This is a genomic window from Herbidospora galbida, assembly GCF_005233835.1.
Taxonomy (GTDB): Bacteria; Actinomycetota; Actinomycetes; order Streptosporangiales; family Streptosporangiaceae; genus Herbidospora; species Herbidospora galbida.
The window spans coordinates 15,606-32,152 of record NZ_SZQA01000029.1 but is presented as its reverse complement, the minus strand read 5'-3'; the positions used below and the strand labels follow the sequence as shown (position 1 = coordinate 32,152).

General features: G+C 73.7%; 15 protein-coding genes and 1 riboswitch. Of the genes, 4 read left to right on the top strand and 11 right to left on the bottom strand.

The features are described 5' to 3' along the window. Positions 1-15: 15 nt before the first annotated feature. A complete protein-coding gene (locus FDA94_RS26345) occupies positions 16-1,152 on the bottom strand; it encodes an inorganic phosphate transporter (RefSeq protein ID WP_137249765.1) in 1,137 nt (378 codons plus the stop codon). A gap of 151 nt (positions 1,153-1,303) precedes the next feature. Between FDA94_RS26345 and FDA94_RS26340 the strand changes: the two genes are divergently transcribed. After that, entirely contained in the window at positions 1,304-1,756 is a 453-nt protein-coding gene (locus FDA94_RS26340; RefSeq protein WP_137249764.1) for a hypothetical protein, read from the top strand. 315 nt (positions 1,757-2,071) lie between these two features. Further along, positions 2,072-3,091, top strand: coding sequence for a TerC/Alx family metal homeostasis membrane protein (locus FDA94_RS26335; protein WP_137249763.1), 1,020 nt, complete (start codon positions 2,072-2,074; stop codon positions 3,089-3,091). Here the strand turns inward: FDA94_RS26335 and FDA94_RS26330 are convergent. From FDA94_RS26330 to FDA94_RS26320, 3 genes are all read right to left on the bottom strand, one after another. Beyond that, complete coding sequence (locus tag FDA94_RS26330; protein ID WP_137249762.1) at positions 3,088-3,540, bottom strand: ester cyclase; 453 nt, start codon at positions 3,538-3,540, stop codon at positions 3,088-3,090. The genes FDA94_RS26335 and FDA94_RS26330 overlap by 4 nt on opposite strands. 142 nt (positions 3,541-3,682) lie before the next feature. After that, a complete protein-coding gene (locus FDA94_RS26325) occupies positions 3,683-5,203 on the bottom strand; it encodes an FAD-dependent monooxygenase (protein WP_137249761.1) in 1,521 nt (506 codons plus the stop codon). Between the two features lie 16 nt (positions 5,204-5,219). After that, positions 5,220-5,441: a hypothetical protein gene (locus tag FDA94_RS26320; protein WP_137249760.1), complete on the bottom strand. Its 222-nt coding sequence runs from the start codon at positions 5,439-5,441 to the stop codon at positions 5,220-5,222. 62 nt (positions 5,442-5,503) lie between these two features. Between FDA94_RS26320 and FDA94_RS40040 the strand changes: the two genes are divergently transcribed. Beyond that, complete coding sequence (locus FDA94_RS40040) at positions 5,504-6,901, top strand: GNAT family N-acetyltransferase (RefSeq protein ID WP_212735523.1); 1,398 nt, start codon at positions 5,504-5,506, stop codon at positions 6,899-6,901. A gap of 189 nt (positions 6,902-7,090) precedes the next feature. On the opposite strand, the gene metE is transcribed toward FDA94_RS40040, so the two are convergent. Further along, positions 7,091-9,304, bottom strand: coding sequence for a 5-methyltetrahydropteroyltriglutamate--homocysteine S-methyltransferase (gene metE, locus FDA94_RS26305; protein WP_137249759.1), 2,214 nt, complete (start codon positions 9,302-9,304; stop codon positions 7,091-7,093). 97 nt (positions 9,305-9,401) lie between these two features. Then, a riboswitch (cobalamin riboswitch) is annotated at positions 9,402-9,612 on the bottom strand. Between the two features lie 111 nt (positions 9,613-9,723). Here metE and FDA94_RS26300 point away from each other — a divergent pair. After that, on the top strand, positions 9,724-10,401 hold the full coding sequence (locus FDA94_RS26300; RefSeq protein ID WP_137249758.1) for a hypothetical protein: 678 nt from the start codon (positions 9,724-9,726) through the stop codon (positions 10,399-10,401). Here FDA94_RS26300 and FDA94_RS26295 read toward each other — a convergent pair. Genes FDA94_RS26295 through FDA94_RS26270 form a run of 6 tightly spaced genes read right to left on the bottom strand, consistent with a single transcriptional unit; the run spans position 10,398 to position 16,546 of the window. Next, positions 10,398-11,156: an ABC transporter ATP-binding protein gene (locus FDA94_RS26295; protein ID WP_137249757.1), complete on the bottom strand. Its 759-nt coding sequence runs from the start codon at positions 11,154-11,156 to the stop codon at positions 10,398-10,400. The two genes, FDA94_RS26300 and FDA94_RS26295, sit on opposite strands and share 4 nt — an antisense overlap. After that, entirely contained in the window at positions 11,153-12,145 is a 993-nt protein-coding gene (locus FDA94_RS26290; RefSeq protein WP_212735522.1) for a FecCD family ABC transporter permease, read from the bottom strand. Before FDA94_RS26290 ends, FDA94_RS26295 begins: the two co-directional genes overlap by 4 nt. Beyond that, on the bottom strand, positions 12,142-13,083 hold the full coding sequence (locus tag FDA94_RS26285; RefSeq protein ID WP_137249756.1) for an ABC transporter substrate-binding protein: 942 nt from the start codon (positions 13,081-13,083) through the stop codon (positions 12,142-12,144). The genes FDA94_RS26290 and FDA94_RS26285 overlap by 4 nt, the downstream gene beginning before the upstream one ends. After that, complete coding sequence (locus tag FDA94_RS26280) at positions 13,080-14,132, bottom strand: TfuA-like protein (protein ID WP_137249755.1); 1,053 nt, start codon at positions 14,130-14,132, stop codon at positions 13,080-13,082. Before FDA94_RS26280 ends, FDA94_RS26285 begins: the two co-directional genes overlap by 4 nt. Further along, positions 14,125-15,375, bottom strand: a complete 1,251-nt coding sequence (locus tag FDA94_RS26275) for a YcaO-like family protein (protein WP_137249754.1) — start codon at positions 15,373-15,375, stop codon at positions 14,125-14,127. The genes FDA94_RS26280 and FDA94_RS26275 overlap by 8 nt, the downstream gene beginning before the upstream one ends. After that, positions 15,368-16,546 (bottom strand): YcaO-like family protein, encoded by a 1,179-nt coding sequence (locus FDA94_RS26270; protein ID WP_137249753.1) that lies wholly within the window; start codon positions 16,544-16,546, stop codon positions 15,368-15,370. The genes FDA94_RS26275 and FDA94_RS26270 overlap by 8 nt, the downstream gene beginning before the upstream one ends. Position 16,547: the final 1 nt, after the last annotated feature.

Below are 16,547 nucleotides of genomic sequence, written 5' to 3'. Positions count from 1 at the left end.
GGCGCCTCGTCCACGTCAGGGACGGGCGGGCACGAGGCCGCCCGTCCACTCGTCGTTGACGTTGCCGGCGTGCACCGGACGCCGCCGCGCGGCCAGCAAGAGCAGGCCCGACAGCAGCAGCATCACGGCGAAGACCACGCCGACGCCCGCGGCGCCGCCGATGAGGTCGGCGGCGGCCCAGGCCAGCGCGCCCACGGCGCCGGCGGCGGGCAGGGTCACCAGCCAGGCCAGGGCCATCCGGCCCGCCAGGCCCCAGCGCACCCGGGCCGTCCGCTTGCCGACGCCCGCGCCGACGACCGAGCCGGTGCACACGTGCGTGGTCGACAGCGGGATGCCGAACTGCGACGAGGCGAAGATGACCGCCGCCGACGAGCTCTCGGCGGCGAAGCCCTGCGGCGTCTCGATGTCGGTCAGGCCCTTGCCCAGGGTCCGGATCACCCGCCAGCCGCCCGTGTACGTGCCGAGCGCGATCGCGAGAGCACTCGACACGATCACCCACAGCGGGGTCCCGGCGTCCTCGGTGAGCGCGCCGGAGGCGATCATGGCCAGGGTGATGACGCCCATGGTCTTCTGGGCGTCGTTCGTCCCGTGGGCCAGCGACACCAGCGAGGCCGACCCGATCTGCCCGAACCGGAACCCGCGCTCGCGCAGGCGCTCCGGCGCCGACCGGGTGACCCGGTAGACCAGCCAGGTGCCCAGCGCCGCCACCACGATCGCGGTCAGCGGGGCCAGTACGGCGGGCAGCAGCACCTTGCCCACGATCTCACCGACCTTGACCGCCGACATCCCCGCCGCGATCAGCGTCGCCCCGACCACGCCCCCGATCAGCGCGTGCGACGAGCTCGACGGGATGCCGAAGTACCAGGTCACCAGGTTCCAGGCGAGCCCGCCGACGAGCCCCGCGAACACCACGGTGAGGGTGATGGCGCCGGTCTCGACGATGCCGGTCGCGATCGTGGCCGCCACCTCCAGCGACAGGAAGGCGCCCGCGAAGTTCAGGATGGCCGACAGCGCCACGGCCGCTTTCGGCTTCAGTGCCCCGGTGGCGATGGAGGTCGCCATGGCGTTGGCCGTGTCGTGGAAGCCGTTGGTGAAGTCGAAGGTCAGCGCGGTGGCGACGACCACCGCGAGCAGCAGGGTGTCCGCGTCCATGGCGGCCCCCTGACCCGGGACGGCGCCGCCAATCCCGCGTCCCGGCCACACAGGGGAATGTCGCGGGAAGGCCGGATATTCCGGCCCCAGAAGGGCAGTGACCCCTTCCGGCCCACCGTGGCGCCGGACGCACGCTGACAGGAGGACGCCTGTGGACGAGGTCCGGGCGATTCGCCGCCTCAGGCTGGACCGTGGCCGCCTCCGCCGTCAGGAGGGCATGCGCCTGCGTCCGTCGGTGCGGGGCCTCGCGGGCCGCTTCGCCGTCGGCGCGGCGATCTTCGTGGTCGCGGGCCTGGTCGGCAACCGGTGGGGTCCCGTGCTGGGCGGGCTCTCCCTGGCCTTACCGGCCGTGCTGGCGGCCACGCTGACGCGGATCGAGGCCAGGGAGCGGCGCGCACAGGACGCCAAGCGCGCGATCCTCGGCGCGGCGGGCCTGATCGGATTCGCCGGATGCGTGTGGGGCCTGGCGGTGACGCTGCCCGCCTGGCTCACCCTGCTGATCGCGACCGCGGTGTGGGCCGTGATCGCCGACGTCCTCTACCTGAACTCGTCCTCCGGACGGCGGCTCGGTGCGGACGGCCCGGTGGTGAAGAGCGGCGTGTGATCGCGGCGGGGTCGGCCACAGGGCGGCGTTGGTGATGACCGCGCAGATCACCACCAGGAGGCCCAGCAGGACCTCGAGGATCAGGGTGTCCGACATGAGGATCCCTCCTTCATTTCACTATTCATCCAGGGCACAGACCTGGTCAAATGCCTGGAATCACCCCCACGGGCCCCCTAGCCTGAGACGACGGGGGGAGTACTTCCCAAGCGCCGATCCGGTCAGTACGGACGTGGACCGAACGTTCCCGGATGGCCGCCCGCGCGATGACGACGGCGGGTGAAGGAGACCTCGAACAGCGCGTTCGAGGAGGGTTCCATGCCCCAGACCACCCCGTCGGCGGCCGATCTCGAGACGATCGGCACACCGGGCCTGTGGGCGATCACCCTGGCCGCACTGGCTCTGCTGCTGACCGTCGACTTCTTCCTGACCCGGCGCCCGCACCACGTGCGGATGCGCGAGGCCGTGGGCTGGTCGGTCTTCTACCTGGCCCTGCCGCTGATCTTCGGCCTGTACGTGTGGTGGTCCCACGGATCGGGCGTGGCGGTGGAGTTCTACACCGGCTACATGGTGGAGAAGTCGCTCTCGGTCGACAACCTGTTCGTGTTCATGCTGCTGCTGTCGTCCTTCGCGGTGCCCGACGCGCTGGCCCAGCGGGTGCTGCTGCTGGGCATCATCGGGGCGCTCGCGCTGCGGGCGGTCTTCATCGCGCTCGGCGCGGCCGTCCTGCAGCAGGGCACGTGGGCGTTCCTGCTGTTCGGCGCGATCCTGATCGCCGCCGCCGGGAAGATCGTCAAGGACGCCATGAGCGGGCACGCCCAGCAGGTCGACATCTCCTCCATGCGCACCGTCCGGCTGCTGCGGCGCCTCATGCCCGTCACCGACGACTACCGAGGCTCCCACCTGGTGGTCCGCGAGGGCGGCCGCCGCGCCCTGACGCCGCTGGCGCTGGCGGTGGTGGCGGTCTTCGCCACCGACATCGTCTTCGCCGTCGACTCGGTGCCCGCCGTCTACGGCGTGACCCAGGACCCGTTCCTGGTCTTCGCCACCAACGCCTTCGCCCTGCTGGGCCTGCGGGCGCTCTACTTCGTGCTCATGGACGTCCTGACGAAACTGCGCCACCTCAACCACGGCCTCGGCGCGATCCTGGCGTTCATCGGGATCAAGCTCATCCTGCACTGGGCCCACGAGGTCTGGGCGTGGGTGCCGGAGATCCCCACCGTGCTCTCGCTGGGGGTCATCGTGGCGATCCTGGCCCTCGTCACGGTCACCAGCGTCATCGCCAACCGCCGCGATCCCGTGCCGGCCGAACCGCCCAGCCGGCCCGTCCGGAGCTAGTAGCGGGCGCGGCCGGCGGCGTGCGGCAGCTCGGCCAGGCCGAAGCCGAGCTGGCTGTACAGCTCCAGCTGGTCGTAATAGTCCCGGTGCGTGACGACCAGGTCGTCGACCACATAGGTCATGCACGCGGCCCGGACGGTGACGTGCCGGCCGGTCGGCTCCACCTCACGCCCGTCGGGCAGCAGCATGCGCCCGAGATGGGTGCCCGTGAACACCCATTCCCGCACCATCGGGTCATCGCCGGGCATGTCCAGCCACGCCGTCTGGCGATAGTCGGGAAAGGCGGTGAAGGCCTGCTCGTAGAACCAGGAGATCTCCTCACGCCCTTCCGCGATGCCCGCCGGAGCGACGAGAACGGCGTCGGGGCTGTAGATCCCGAGCAGCCGGTGCATGTCGTGCTCGTTGATCGCGTCACTCAATTGGCGTCTGATGTCCCAAGGATCGGACATGGCAAAAGAACCCTCCGCATTGACGGGAGCCTGAACCCCGTCTTCGAGGCTACCCAGCCCGAAGTCAGTCGCCGATCCCAATCGCGTCGGGTACGCATCCCGGAACGCGCCGTGTTTTCCCGGCCACCCCATAGCGACGCCATCAGGACAAAGATCCCGCTCCGAACCAGCGGGTGAGCGCGTCCCGCAGGGCGGTGCCGGCGGGTTCGCCGATGGAGGCGGCCCAGGCGATGTGGCCGTCCGGGCGGACGAGCAGGGCGTCGGCCGGGCGGCCGTCGGTCTTGGCGGTGTGGACGTCGACGCGGTCGCGCCACCCCCGAACGGCCTCACGGAGGTCGGCCCGGTCGGCCAGGTCGAGGAACACGGGCCGGGCGGCGCGCATGAGTTCGGCGACGCCGGTGACGCCGTGATCGGTGTGCAGGGTGAGGTCGGGGGCGAAGGTCCCGGCCAGCGGATGGTCGCAGCCGGGCGTCGGATGGCGGAGGTCGGCGCCGGCGACGAGGGCGCCCATGCGCCGCAGCGGCTGCTCGTCGGCGAGCAGCTCCTGGAAGACCTCCCGGAGCGCGTCGGCTGCGGGGTCGTGCCCGCGCCGCAGCGCCACCTGGGCGCGGGTGTGCAGCAGGGTGCGGGCGCCGGCGAGGTGGCGTTCGCGATGGTAGGTGTCCAGCAGGCCGTCCGGGGCGTGGCCCCGGACGTCGGCGGCCAGCTTCCAGGCCAGGTTGACCGCGTCGAGCATGCCCGCGTTGAGCGCCACCCCGGTGGCGGGGAACAGGTGCGCCGCGTCCCCGGCCAGCAGGATCCGTCCGTGCCGGTAACGCTCGGCCTGCCTGCTCTTGAAGGTGAACCGAGACAGCCGTCCGGCCTCGGCCACGGGCAGCCGTACGCCCAGCACGCGGTGGACGCTGCCCTGCAGCTCGTCGGGGGTCATCGGCACGTCGTCGTCGTATTCGGTGCTCTCGTCCTCGATCGTGTAGAGCGAGACGAGGTCGGAGCCGGGAGAGACCCCCAAGCCGAAGAGGCCCCGGTCCGTCCGGGTGAAACCCGCCTTGATCACGCCGAAGCCCGGCACGTCGAGATCGCCGCCGTCGAGCACGCTCACCGGCGGGGCGAGGGTGACCTGGCCGAGCCGGTTGACCTCCGGATAGGTCACGCCCGGGAACGGGATGCCGGCCTGCTCTCTGACCCGGCTGCGGGCGCCGTCGCACCCCACGAGGTAGCGGGCGGTCAGCCGATACGGCCCGTCCGGGCCGCGCACGCCCAGGGTCACGGCGTCGTCGTCCTGGCTGACGCCGGTGACCTCGTGACCGAGGCGGAGGTCGACGCCGAGTTCGCGGGCGCGTTCGTCGAGCAGCCGCTCCAAACGTGACTGGGCGAGCGGCAGGGCGTGCAGCGGCGGGTCCGCCAGCCGGGTGAAGTCGAGGTGCACGCCGCCGAAGGGGAAGATCGGCGCGGGCATGGGGCCGGTGCAGGCCGCCCGGAAGCGCTCCAGCAGCCCTCGGTAGCGCAGCAGTTCCAGGATCTGCCCGCCGAGACCACTGGCCTTGGGCACGTCCCGCCGCTCCGGCCGCCGCTCCAGCACCACCGGCCGCACCCCGGCCAGCCGCAGTTCGGCGGCCAGCATCAGACCGGTCGGTCCCGCACCCACGATGATCACATCGGTCATGTCGACAAACCTCGATTCACACGGCTACCGAACTCCGCGTGCCACGATCTCCAGCCGACGACCACAGCGGCGACCAGGGAGCCGTGAAGCCGAGGAGGAGCAGGATGATCAGGGCGTAATCCGGCGAGGACGCGACCGGCGGCAGCCCGCGCAGCCCCAGGACCAGCCCGGCCGGCTGCGCGACCACCACGACGACGAAGCCGCACAGCAGGCCTAACGCTACGAGGACACGTCCCATGTGATCACGTTAGTGGTCCACCACGCTCGCGCGGCCCGGCATCGGGGTGATGGGGTGGCCGGGTGACCGCCCTCCGACCGTCGACGCTGGCCTGGGTGACCCGGCACCTGGAGGTCGGCGAACGGATCGTCGCGACCGCGTCGCTGCACGGGGGCATCACCGCCGACATGCGGAGGCTGACCGTCGCCACGCCGCGCGGAGGCACTCGTCACCTGGTGCTGCGGACCTTCGTCGGTGTCGAGCGCGCCGAGGAGTGGCTGAACCGGGAGGCCCACGCCCTGGCCCTCTGCGCGGGGACCGGCATCCCGGCTCCCGAACTGGTCGCGGTCGACGCGACCGCCGCGCACTGCGAGTATCCCTCGCTCCTGATGACGCACCTGGCGGGCCGGACGGTCCTCGACGACGAGGGGGCGGCGGCGCGCGTCCCGCTGCTGGCCCGTCAGCTGGTGGCGATCCACGCGTTGCGGCCCGCCGAGCGGCCGCGCACGTATGTGGCGCTGACGACCGCCGACACCGTCGTCATTCCCGATGGCGCCGACGCAGCGGCATGGGCGGCGGCGATCGACGTGATCCGCGGGCCCGCGCCGCCCTACGAAGGGCGGGTCGTGCACCGGGACTTCCAGCCCGGCAACGTCCTGTTCACGGGTGGCCGGATCACCGGCGTCGTCGACTGGGCGGCCGCCTCCTGGGGGCCGGCCGATCTCGACGTGGCGCACTGCGCCACCAATCTCGCGCTCCTGCACGGGCCGGCGTGGGGTGCGCGGTTCGCGGAGGCCTATGAGGAGGCCGGCGGCGTGCCGGCCCCCAGCGCGGACGAGCGGCTGTACTGGCTGGTGCGCGACGCGCTGGCCTGCTCGGAAGAGGTCGCGCTGGTGTCGCGGCCGTGGCGGGAGGCGGGCAGGGCCGAGTTGACGACGCGGGTCGTGGAGCGGCGGCTGGACGCCTATCTCACCACCCTGACGCGCGGTCCCCGCCGTGGCACAATCCGGCCCATGGCCGATGTCACGCTTCGTCCCGTCACCGACGACAATCGCGACGAGGTGACGGCCCTGCGGGTCTCCCCCGAGCAGGAGGAGTACGTGGCGAGCGTCGCCGACTCCTTCGCCGACGCCGAGCGCTACCCGGAGGCGATGCCGCGCTACTGGGCGATCTACGCCGACGAGACGCCGGTCGGCTTCATCATGATCAGCGACGACGTCCCGCCGGGCGACCCGACGCTGCTCGGGCCCTACTTCCTGTGGCGCCTGCTCGTCGACGCCCGGCACCAGCGGCGCGGCTACGGCCGGGCCGCCCTGGCCGCGCTGGGCGACTATCTGGCCACCCGGCCCGGCGCCACGGAGCTGCTCACCAGCGTCCACCCCGGAGAGGTCGGCTCCCCGATGGGGTTCTACCTGCGGCTCGGCTTCCAGGACACCGGGGTCGACCACGAAGGCGAACGCGTCCTGCGGCTGCCGCTCTGACCGGGCCCCGTCGCGCGGGCGTTCGATCCCTCGCGTCTCACACACTCGTCACGCGTCGGGTTCGGGCGGTTTTTCGGCGGGTGAGGGCGCTGGTGTGCTCGACGGTTTCATACGCCGTTCCGGGTGGGTTCGATTACCACAGTGGCCCGAGGGGGTCACGGCAGCCGCCGTGCCCCCTCGGGTTCGCTGTTACCGGCCCGTCCGGACGGTTCGGGCGGCGGTGACCATGTTGGTCAGGGCCGCCTCCGTCTCCGGGTAGGCGCGGGTCTTCAGGCCGCAGTCGGGGTTGACCCACAGCCGGTCGGCCGGGACCGCCTGGAGGGCGGTGCGGAGGTTGGCGGCCATCTCCTCGCTCGTGGGGACGCGGGGTGAGTGGATGTCGTACACGCCGGGGCCGATGCCGTTGGCGTAGCCGGCCGCTTGCAGGTAGGGCAGGAGTTCCATGTTGGAGCGGGCGGCTTCGATGCTGGTCACGTCGGCGTCGAGGTCGGCGATGGGGCTGAGGATCTCGCCGAACTCCGAGTAGCACATGTGGGTGTGGATCTGGGTGGCGTCGGCGGCGCCGGAGGTGGCGAGGCGGAACGCGCCGACCGCCCAGGCCAGGTAGGGCTCCCGGTCGGCGGCGCGGAGCGGGAGGAGTTCGCGCAGGGCCGGTTCGTCGACCTGGATGATGCCGATCCCGGCCGCCTCCAGGTCGGTGATCTCGTCGCGGAGGGCGAGGGCGACCTGCCTGGCGGTCTCGGCGAGCGGCTGGTCGTCGCGGACGAACGACCAGGCCAGCATCGTGACCGGGCCGGTGAGCATGCCCTTCACAGGCTTGGACGTCAGCGACTGGGCGTAGGTCGTCCAGGCCACGGTCATCGGGCGGGGGCGGGTGATGTCCCCGTACAGGATCGGCGGGCGGACGCACCTCGTGCCGTAGGACTGGACCCAGCCCGCTTCGGTGGCGGCGTAGCCGTCGAGCTGTTCGGCGAAGTACTGGACCATGTCGTTGCGCTCGGGTTCGCCGTGGACGAGGACGTCGAGGCCCAGGTCCTCCTGGAGCCTGATCACGCGGGCGATCTCGGCTTGCATGGCCTCGACGTAGGCGGCCTCGTCGATGCGGCCGGCCCGCAGGTCGGCACGGGCGGTGCGGATCTCGGCGGTCTGCGGGAACGAGCCGATCGTCGTGGTGGCCAGGTCGGGCAGGCCGAGTCTGGCCCGCTGGGCGGCGACGCGGACCTCCCGGCCGGACCGCCGGGCGTCGAACCTCACCGGCTCGCGGGGCTCGGCCTTCGGCGGGGTGATCGGGGGGTTCGGGGATTCCAGGTCGGCGGCCAGGGCGACCAGTTCGGCGACCTTCTGGCGGGCGAACGCGAGCCGGGCCCGGACCGCCGGGTCGAGCGCCGTCTCGGTGTCGAGGTCGACGGGCACGTGCAGCAGCGAGCACGAGCTGCTCAGCTCGACCGTGTCGGCGAGGCCGAGGAGGACCGCGTACGCGGACCTGACCCGCGCGGGGTCGGCGCGCCAGACGTTGCGGCCGTCGACGACACCGGCCACCACCTTCTTCCTGGGCAGGCCGCCGACGGAGGCCAGCGCCTCCAGGGTGCCGGGCCCGGCGACGAGGTCGAGGGCGACCGCCTCCACGTCGGTGGCGGCGATCTCCCGCAGCGCCTCCGGCGCGACCGCGCCGAAGTAGGTCGCGAGCAGGATCTTCGGGCGGCTGGCCAGGCCGCCGAGCCGCCGGTAGACCCGGCCGAGCGCCTCGGTCTCACGGACGCCGAGGTCGCGGGCGAGCACCGGCTCGTCGAGCTGCACCCACTGGGCGCCCGCGCCCGCGAGCCGTTCGAGCAGCTCGGCGTAGGTCTCGACCAGGGAGTCGAGCAGGTCGAGCGGGGCGAACCCGGCGGGCGAGCCGGGCGCGGCCTTGGCCAGCAGCAGGTAGGTGAGCGGGCCGACGAGCACCGGCCGGGTCTCGACGCCGAGCCTGCGGGCTTCGAGGTATTCGGCGACCGGCTTGGCGGCCGAGCCGTCGGCCAGCCGGAACCGGGTGCCGGAGGCGATCTCCGGCACGATGTAGTGGTAGTTGGTGTCGAACCACTTCGTCATCTCCAGCGGCGGCAGCTCGGCGGTGCCGCGCGCCATGGCGAAGTAGCGGTCGAGGCCGGTCAGGGCCCGGTAGCGCGCCGGGACGGCGTCGATCATGACGGTGGTGTCGAGCACCTGGTCGTACAGGGAGAAGGTGTTCGACGGGACGGCGTCGAGCCCGGCGTCACGGAGCTCGGTCCAGACCGAGCGGCGCAGCTGCGCCGCGGTCGTCTCCAGTCGGGCGGCGTCGATCGCGCCGGCCCAGTAGTCCTCGGTGGCGAACTTGAGTTCCCGGCGCGCACCGATGCGCGGGTAACCCAGAATCGTGGTCTTCACGGCTGCTTCCCTCGTCTCGCCGACGTGCGGCCGGGCAGGAAGACAGCGCGCGACGGCGCAGGCCCTCCCACGAGGCCGCGTACCACCGCGCGCCGGGATCGGCGCGCGGGCGGAGGCAGGTCTTCGGACTCGTGGGCGCTGGTGCTCGTTCCTAGTGGCCGTCGCTTCCCAAGCCCGGGGGGCTCAGTGCTGGTGACGGCGGTCGTTCCCACATACCGCTGCGGGGCAGTCCCGGATTCGCACCGGGTTCCCTCTTACGACGCCCGTCTCTGGCGGAGGCGGGCGAACCATCCACGTCGGTGAGCCTAGCCGCCGCCGGGTCCGCGGCGGAAGCACCGTGGACGTCGATCGTCCGAGACGGTACGGTCTGCGCCAGAAAGTCGACCATGCCGTGCCACCGGGCGATGGGAGCCTGCCGCATGCCCTCCAAGACGGCCAGATCGGCCCGCCTCCTCCCCCCGCGGGAGACGCCGCGCCCGAGCCGGTCGCGTTACGCGATCGGGCTGGTGGCCGCCATCCTGGTGGCGGGCTCGCTGGGCTATCTGTTCGGCGCCCCCGACGCCACCGAGAACTCCGTCGCCGAGATGCGGGCGGCCGAGATGAAGCGCGACGCGACGCAGGTCACCGAGCTGACGTCCGCCGCCCGCGCCACGGTCGCCGAGCTGGCCGTGGTCATGACGGGACTGGGCGAGGCGCTGCCGCCCGGCGGCGCGCTCGCGGCCCGGACGCCCACCGACGCGGAGGTCGGCGAGTGGCAGAGGGTGATGAAGCAGGCGGTCGACAAGCACTCCGTCACGCCGTCGGGGACGACCGCGACCAACGTCGCGCGCGCCGGGTTCCGCAGCGCCGTCGACGGCATGGCGATCGCGGTCGACACCTACGCGTACTGCCGCAAGCTGCCCGACGACGTGCGGGCCGGCTGCCTGGACGTCGCCCGGCGGCAGCGGACGGCCGGGGTGATGGCCTGGTCGGTGGCGGCCACCCAGCTCGACCAGATCAACGTCGACGCCGGCCACGGTCACCAGCACGTCTACCTGACGAGCACGCCGGGCGAAGGGGCCATGACGGCCGACAGCCTGCCCGAGGGCGCGAACTAGCGGGTCAGGGGCAGGTTGATCCTGGGCAGTCCGTCGGGGCCGTGGGTCACCTCCGCGGCCACGCCGTACACCTCGGCGAGCAGGCCGGTCGTGACGACCTTCGCGGGCGGGCCGTCGGCGACCAGGCGGCCCCCGTCCAGCACCGCCAGCCGGTCGCAGGCGGCCCCGGCGAGCTGGAGGTCGTGCAGCGCGGCGACGACGGTGACCCGCAGGGAGCGGACCAGCCGCAGGAGCTCCACCTGGTGACGCAGGTCGAGATGGTTGGTGGGCTCGTCGAGCAGGAGCAGGCCGGGCTGCTGAACCAGCGCCCTGGCCAGGTGCACGCGCTGCCGTTCGCCGCCGGACAGCAGCGCGTAAGGGCGGCGGGCCAGCGCGCGCACCTCGCACCGGTCCATCGCGTCGTCGACGAGGTCGTGGTCGGCGCGGGTGAGGCGTCCGAGGCCGCCCAGGTAGGGCACCCGGCCGAGGGCGACGATCTGCTCGACGCTGTTCTCCAGGTCGGCGGGCGAGTCCTGGGTGACGACGGCCACCCGGCGGGCCACCTCGCCCGCACCGGCGGTCCACACGTTCAGCCCGTCGACCAGGATCCGGCCCCGGTCGGGGCGCCGCCGCCGGTAGACGCAGCGCAGCAGGCTCGACTTGCCGCTGCCGTTGGGGCCGATCAGGCCGAGGATCTCCCCCGGCGCCACCGACAGGGTGATGTCGTGGAGCACGGGCGCCCAGGCGACGTCCTCGATCTCCAGAGACAGGCTCACGACAGCGCCCTCCGGTTGGCGCGGGCCAGCAGCACCAGGAAGAACGGCGCGCCGAGCAATGCGGTGATGACCCCGATGGGGATCTCGTCGGGCTGGTTGAGCAGGCGGGCCCCGACGTCCACCCACACCATCAGCAGCCCTCCGGCCAGGGCGCTCAGCGGCACCACCCACCGGTTGTCGCCGCCGGCCACCATCCGGACGGCGTGCGGCACCATCAGCGCCACGAACCCGATGCCGCCGCTGACCGACACGACCGCGCCGACCGTGATCGCCGAGCCGACGACCAGCCGCGTCCGCAGCCGGTTCACCTCGACGCCGAGGCTCGTGGCCCCCTCCTCTCCGAGCACGAGGGCGTTCAGCCCGGCCGAGCGCAGCCGGAACCAGACGACGAAGAAGACGACCACGAGCGCCGGGACGGGCAGGTCGCTCCACTGGGTCCCCGACAGCCCGCCCAGAGTCCAGAACAGCGCCGACCGCAGCTGCGAGTCGGGCGCGTTGAGGACGATGAAGTTCGTCGCCGCCTCCGCCAGCGCCGCCACCGCCACGCCGGACAGGATCAGCCGGGTGACCCCCAGCCGGCCGCCGTTGCGCGCCAGCAGCAGCACCACCGTGAAGGTGGCCATGGCGCCGGCGAAGGCGGCCAGCGGAAGCAGCCACGACAGGCCGGACATCAGCGCCAGGACGGCGCCCAGCGACGCCCCCGAACTGGCCCCGATCAGATAGGGGTCGGCCAGCGGGTTGCGCAGCACCCCTTGGAGCACCGCGCCGGTGACGGCCAGGCCCGCGCCGACGATCGCGCCGAGCAGGACCCGGGGCAGCCGGATGTCCCGCACGATCACGGCGAGCGGCCCGGCGGGCGCGTCCGGTGCGCCGAAAACGATCCGCCACACGTCGGCGAACGGGATGTCGACCGGTCCCAGCCCGACGGCGGCGACCATCGACAGCCCGAGGAGCGCCGCGAGCAGCGCCACCGAGCCGCGGACCCTCAACGGGCGAAGCCCTCGGCCAGCGCCTTGAGCGCGCGCCCGCTGCGCAGACCGGGCTGCAGGTCGTTGACGGGGATGACGACGAACCGGTTCTCCTTCACCGCCGTGACGTCCTTGATCGGGGCGTAGGAGCGCATCCAGGCGATCGCCTCGTCGGCCGGTTCGAAGGCCTGGTCCTCGACGACGATCACCTGGGGGTCGCGCTCGACCAGTTCCTCCCAGGAGACCTGCCCGAACGCGGTGGTCTCGGGGAAGACGTTCTCCCCGCCGGCCCGGCGGAACAGGTCGAACGCGAGGGTGTTGGCCCCGCTGGTCAGCGGCTTGTCCTTGCCTCCGGCGTAGTCGAAGACCCGCAGGGCGGGCGTGACCGGGGTGACGGCGTCCACCTCCGCCTTGAGCGCGGCGACGAGCCGTTCGGCCCTGTCCTCCACGCCGAAGACGCGGCCCAGGGCGCGCAGGTCCTCGTAGGTCTGCTCGACTCCGGCGGTGGCGCCGGGGCAGCTCGCCGACAGCAGGTGGCTGTTGACGCCCTCCTTGCGCAGGACGGCGCGGTCGCCGAGGGCCTTGGGGCCGTAGTCGTCGGGGTAGCCGCTGACCACCAGGTCGGGGGCGGCCGAGTAGACGACCTCCTTGGACGGCGGCGGGAAGGCCGATTCGGAGATCACCTTCACGCCGGTCAGGTCGGCGGCGTACTCGCGCATGATGTCGGTGGCCGCGACGGTGCCGGCCATCCGGTCCTTCAGGCCCAGGGCCAGCACGACCTCGGTGGCGACGGTGCTGGAGGTGACGATCCGCCGCGGCGGCTCGGCGTAGGTGTAGACGTCGCCGCAGTTGGTCACCTGGACGGGCGCGGGAACCGCCGCCGCCGGGGCGGACGGGGCGGGCGCCGCGCATCCGGTCAGCAGGGCGAGGGCGGCCAGGGCCGAAAGGGGTTTCTTCATCGTTTCTCCTTGGGGGCGACGCGCGCGGCGTACTCGCCGCGGACGCGCAGGGTGTCGAGGATCGCGGCGGGCACGTCGCCCGCGACTTCGGTGGCGGCGGCCACCAGGCAGGCCTGGTCGGCGGCGAAGGCCGCGAGGCCGGCCGGGGTGAGGTCGGCCAGGTCGGCCGCCGGGACGCGGCCGGAGACCAGGGCGATCCACTCGTCGAGGGCGGCGCCGTGCGGGCGGGCGCCCGTGGCGGCGGCGACCAGGCGCAGCGTGGCGGCGCGTTCGAGTTCGTCGTAGCGGCCCTCGGCGCGCAGGCCGTCCAGGACGGCCTCGACGGCGGAGGCGGGCAGGGCGGTGCGGCCGGCCGGGCGCACGGCACGCCACGCGGAGGTCTGCTCGAAGTGCCAGGCGCGGTCGGCGGGCCGGACCTCGTCGCGGGCCAGCAGGTCGAGCAGCGCGAGGGCGTCGGCGAGCTTCACGTCCTGCCGGCCGGTGGGCAGCCATTCCCGCAGCGGGGTGTCCCGGCCCGCCAGCAGGCCGGGCCAGCGCCGGTCGGGATAGTGCAGCCCCTTCGCCGTCGCGACCAGCTCCGCCGCCTCGGCGGCGGAGACCACTCCTTCGCGCACGGCCTCGCGCAGCGTGGCCCTGATGGTGACCATCGCCTCGTTGACCGGGCGGTAGCCCTGCTCGGCGTCCAGGTGGGCGACCGCGACCTCGTCGTCGTCGGTCAGTTCGCCGGTGACGAACGCCCGGTAGACCGCGCCGACGCCGGTCATCCCGTACGGGGCGAGTTCGGCGGCCCGCAGGGCGCCCATGCTGGCCGCCCCCGCGACGGCGACGCCCTCGGACATCGCCCAGAGGAGCTCCTTGTGCCAGACGGCGGGGACGCGTTCGTACACCCCGTCGACGAGGGCGACGACGCGGGGGCGTTCGGCGGCGACCAGCGCGGCCACGTCGCCCTGGCCGGCCGGCGGCAGCACGGCGACGTCGCGGCCGGGGAGGGCGTCGCGGACCCGGCCGGCCGGGATCGTGGGACCGGCGAAGACGGCGATCTCAGGCATCGGCGGGCTCCGATCCGAAGGCGAGCGCCCGGGGGCCGGGCAGGGTCGGTTCGCCGGTCAGCGCGCCGGCTCCCTCCAGGCCGGGGACCAGCACCTTGACCACCGGGACGCCCAGAGACGGCCGGGTCAGGTCGACCGCGGTCACCTGGTCGAGGCCCGCCGCCGTCAGCCGGTCGAGCAGCCAGTCGAGGTCGTCGCCGAGCAGGTCGTGGTCGGCGCCCTTCACGGTGAACGGCCGGGCGTACGGCAGGGTCGCGCGGAGCGCGTCGCGCAGTTCCTCGACGCCGCCGGTGTGGGTGGTCTGCGCGTAGCGCTCCCGGGTGACGTCGTCGCGCGCGCCCGAGATGGTGATCAGCCGCGACTGGGCCGCCTCGGTCAGCGCCCGCCGGACCGCGACGGGCGGGCACGGGTGACAGCCCAGCCCCGTCGCGGCGGGCAGCGGGCGGAACGGGTCGGGTTCGGCCGCCACGATGTGGCACAGCACCACCGGGACGCCGAGGTCGGAGGTGAGGTCGAACAGCGCCACCTCGACGCCCGCCCGGTCGTAGCGGTCCAGCAGCAGCGCCGTCTCCGGGTCGGTCAGCGTGGCGGCGTCGATCCGGGCCCCGGCCTGGGCCGGGCCGTCGCGCAGGTCCCACAGGGCCGCCGCGTCGCGTTCGATCAGTTCGCACAGCGCGTGGACCAGCGCCTCCAGCGCGCTGTTGCCCCCGGCCAGGCCGTTGCTGTCGCGGGACAGCCCGTGCCCGGTCAGGGCGGGCGGCAGGGTGAAGTCGAGGCTCACCGCCTCGTACGGCACCGCCCGCGGTTCGCCCGTGCGGACGTCGGCGCCGTCGATCCACAGCAGGGGCGTGACGTCGTCGAGCACCCCGTCGGCGGTCCGCGGCAGCCGGCGCGGGTCGAGCGCGGCCGGGCCCAGTTCGACGGGCCGCGCCAGCCGCAGCGGGCGGTCGATCACCTCCGCGTGCGCGTGCTCGACCGCCTCCATGGCCGCCGACACGCGGCTCGCCGCGCGGCTGACGCCCTTGCCCTGGCTGACCGAGAGGCTGCGGGCGTTGGGCCGGTAGGCGGTGGCGACCGGGATGCCGATGAGGTCGAGGCCGGTGACGTCGGCGACCCGCGTCACCCCGCAGGCGGTCAGGGCCGGGCCGAGCCGCCGCCAGGTGTCGTCGAGGGTGGCGGCGCGGTGGGTGCCGGTCGTGATCAGTTTCCGGCCGGGCCGGTCGAGGTTCCAGGGATCAGACATGGGGCACCGGCAGCCTCTCGACGTGAGCGGGGAGCGGGTCGGCGCCCGCGCCGAGGAAGGGGTAGGCGGCCGGTCCGGTGGAGCGCAGCCCCGGCACCACCACCCGGGCCACGTGCAGCCCGAGGGCGGCCAGGTCGGGGGTGGTGAGATCGACCGTGATCACGTCGAGTCGGGGGGCGGTGGACGGCGCGCCCGCGACGCCGTCGGCGGCCAGGCGGTCGCGGACGGCCGAGGAGACGCGCTGGTCGGCGAGGAGCTGCAGGGTGCAGAGCACGTCGGTGGCGTCGCTCAGGTCGGGGGCATAGGAGTCGAGGTAGCGGCGGTCGCTCCGGTGGGTGGCCAGCGGTCCGGCCGGGCGCTCCCACTCCGGCACCCCCTCGGCGACCTCGGCGAGGGCGTCCAGTGACCGCAGCGCCTCGGCGGCGGCCGACCGGGACGACCCCGTCGCGCAGCCCACGCCGAGCAGGCCGTCCGGCGTGGACGCCGCGCACAGCACCACCGGCGCGCCCAGCGCGTTGGGCACCGACCGCCACGTCAGCTCCGCCCCGATCGGCGCGGGCAGCGGCGGCCCCTCCACCAGGGGGAAGGCCGCTCCCCCGTGCCAGGCCGTGGCCAGGGCGTGCCGTTCCAGGACCTCCGCGAGCGCCGAGGCGCGGGCCGCCTCCGGGGTCGGCCCGGCGGCGATGCCCGCCGCGATCGGCAGGTGCGCCGGACGGCCCCGTACCAGCGCGTGTTCGCCGGACGACAGCCAGACCAGCGAGGCGGGCACCCACACCGGGCTGCCGTCGCCGGCCCGTCCGGGCACCCACGAGAGCACGTCGTCGCGGCGCAGGCCCGCGAACGGGAAATCGGGGCGGTCGTGCTGGTCCGGGGAGTAGAGGGCCAGCCGGTCGGGGTCCACGGCGGCGTCGAGGTCGTGCCAGGTCGCGCGTCTGAGCCCGGCCTCCGGGACCAGGTGGCCGGCGTAGCGTTCGGCGGCCTCGCCCAGCGCCCTGAGCCGGGCGCGTCCGGGGTCGCCGAAGGACGCGCCTCCGACGACGGGGTTGCCGAGCGGGTGGCCGAACCGGCCGGTGGCGGCCAGTTCGGCGGTCGCGGTGTGGAGCACGGCGTGGCTGCGCCGGGTCTCCATCCGGGTGACCAGCCCGGTGCGGGGGTCGAGCAGGACGTCCATC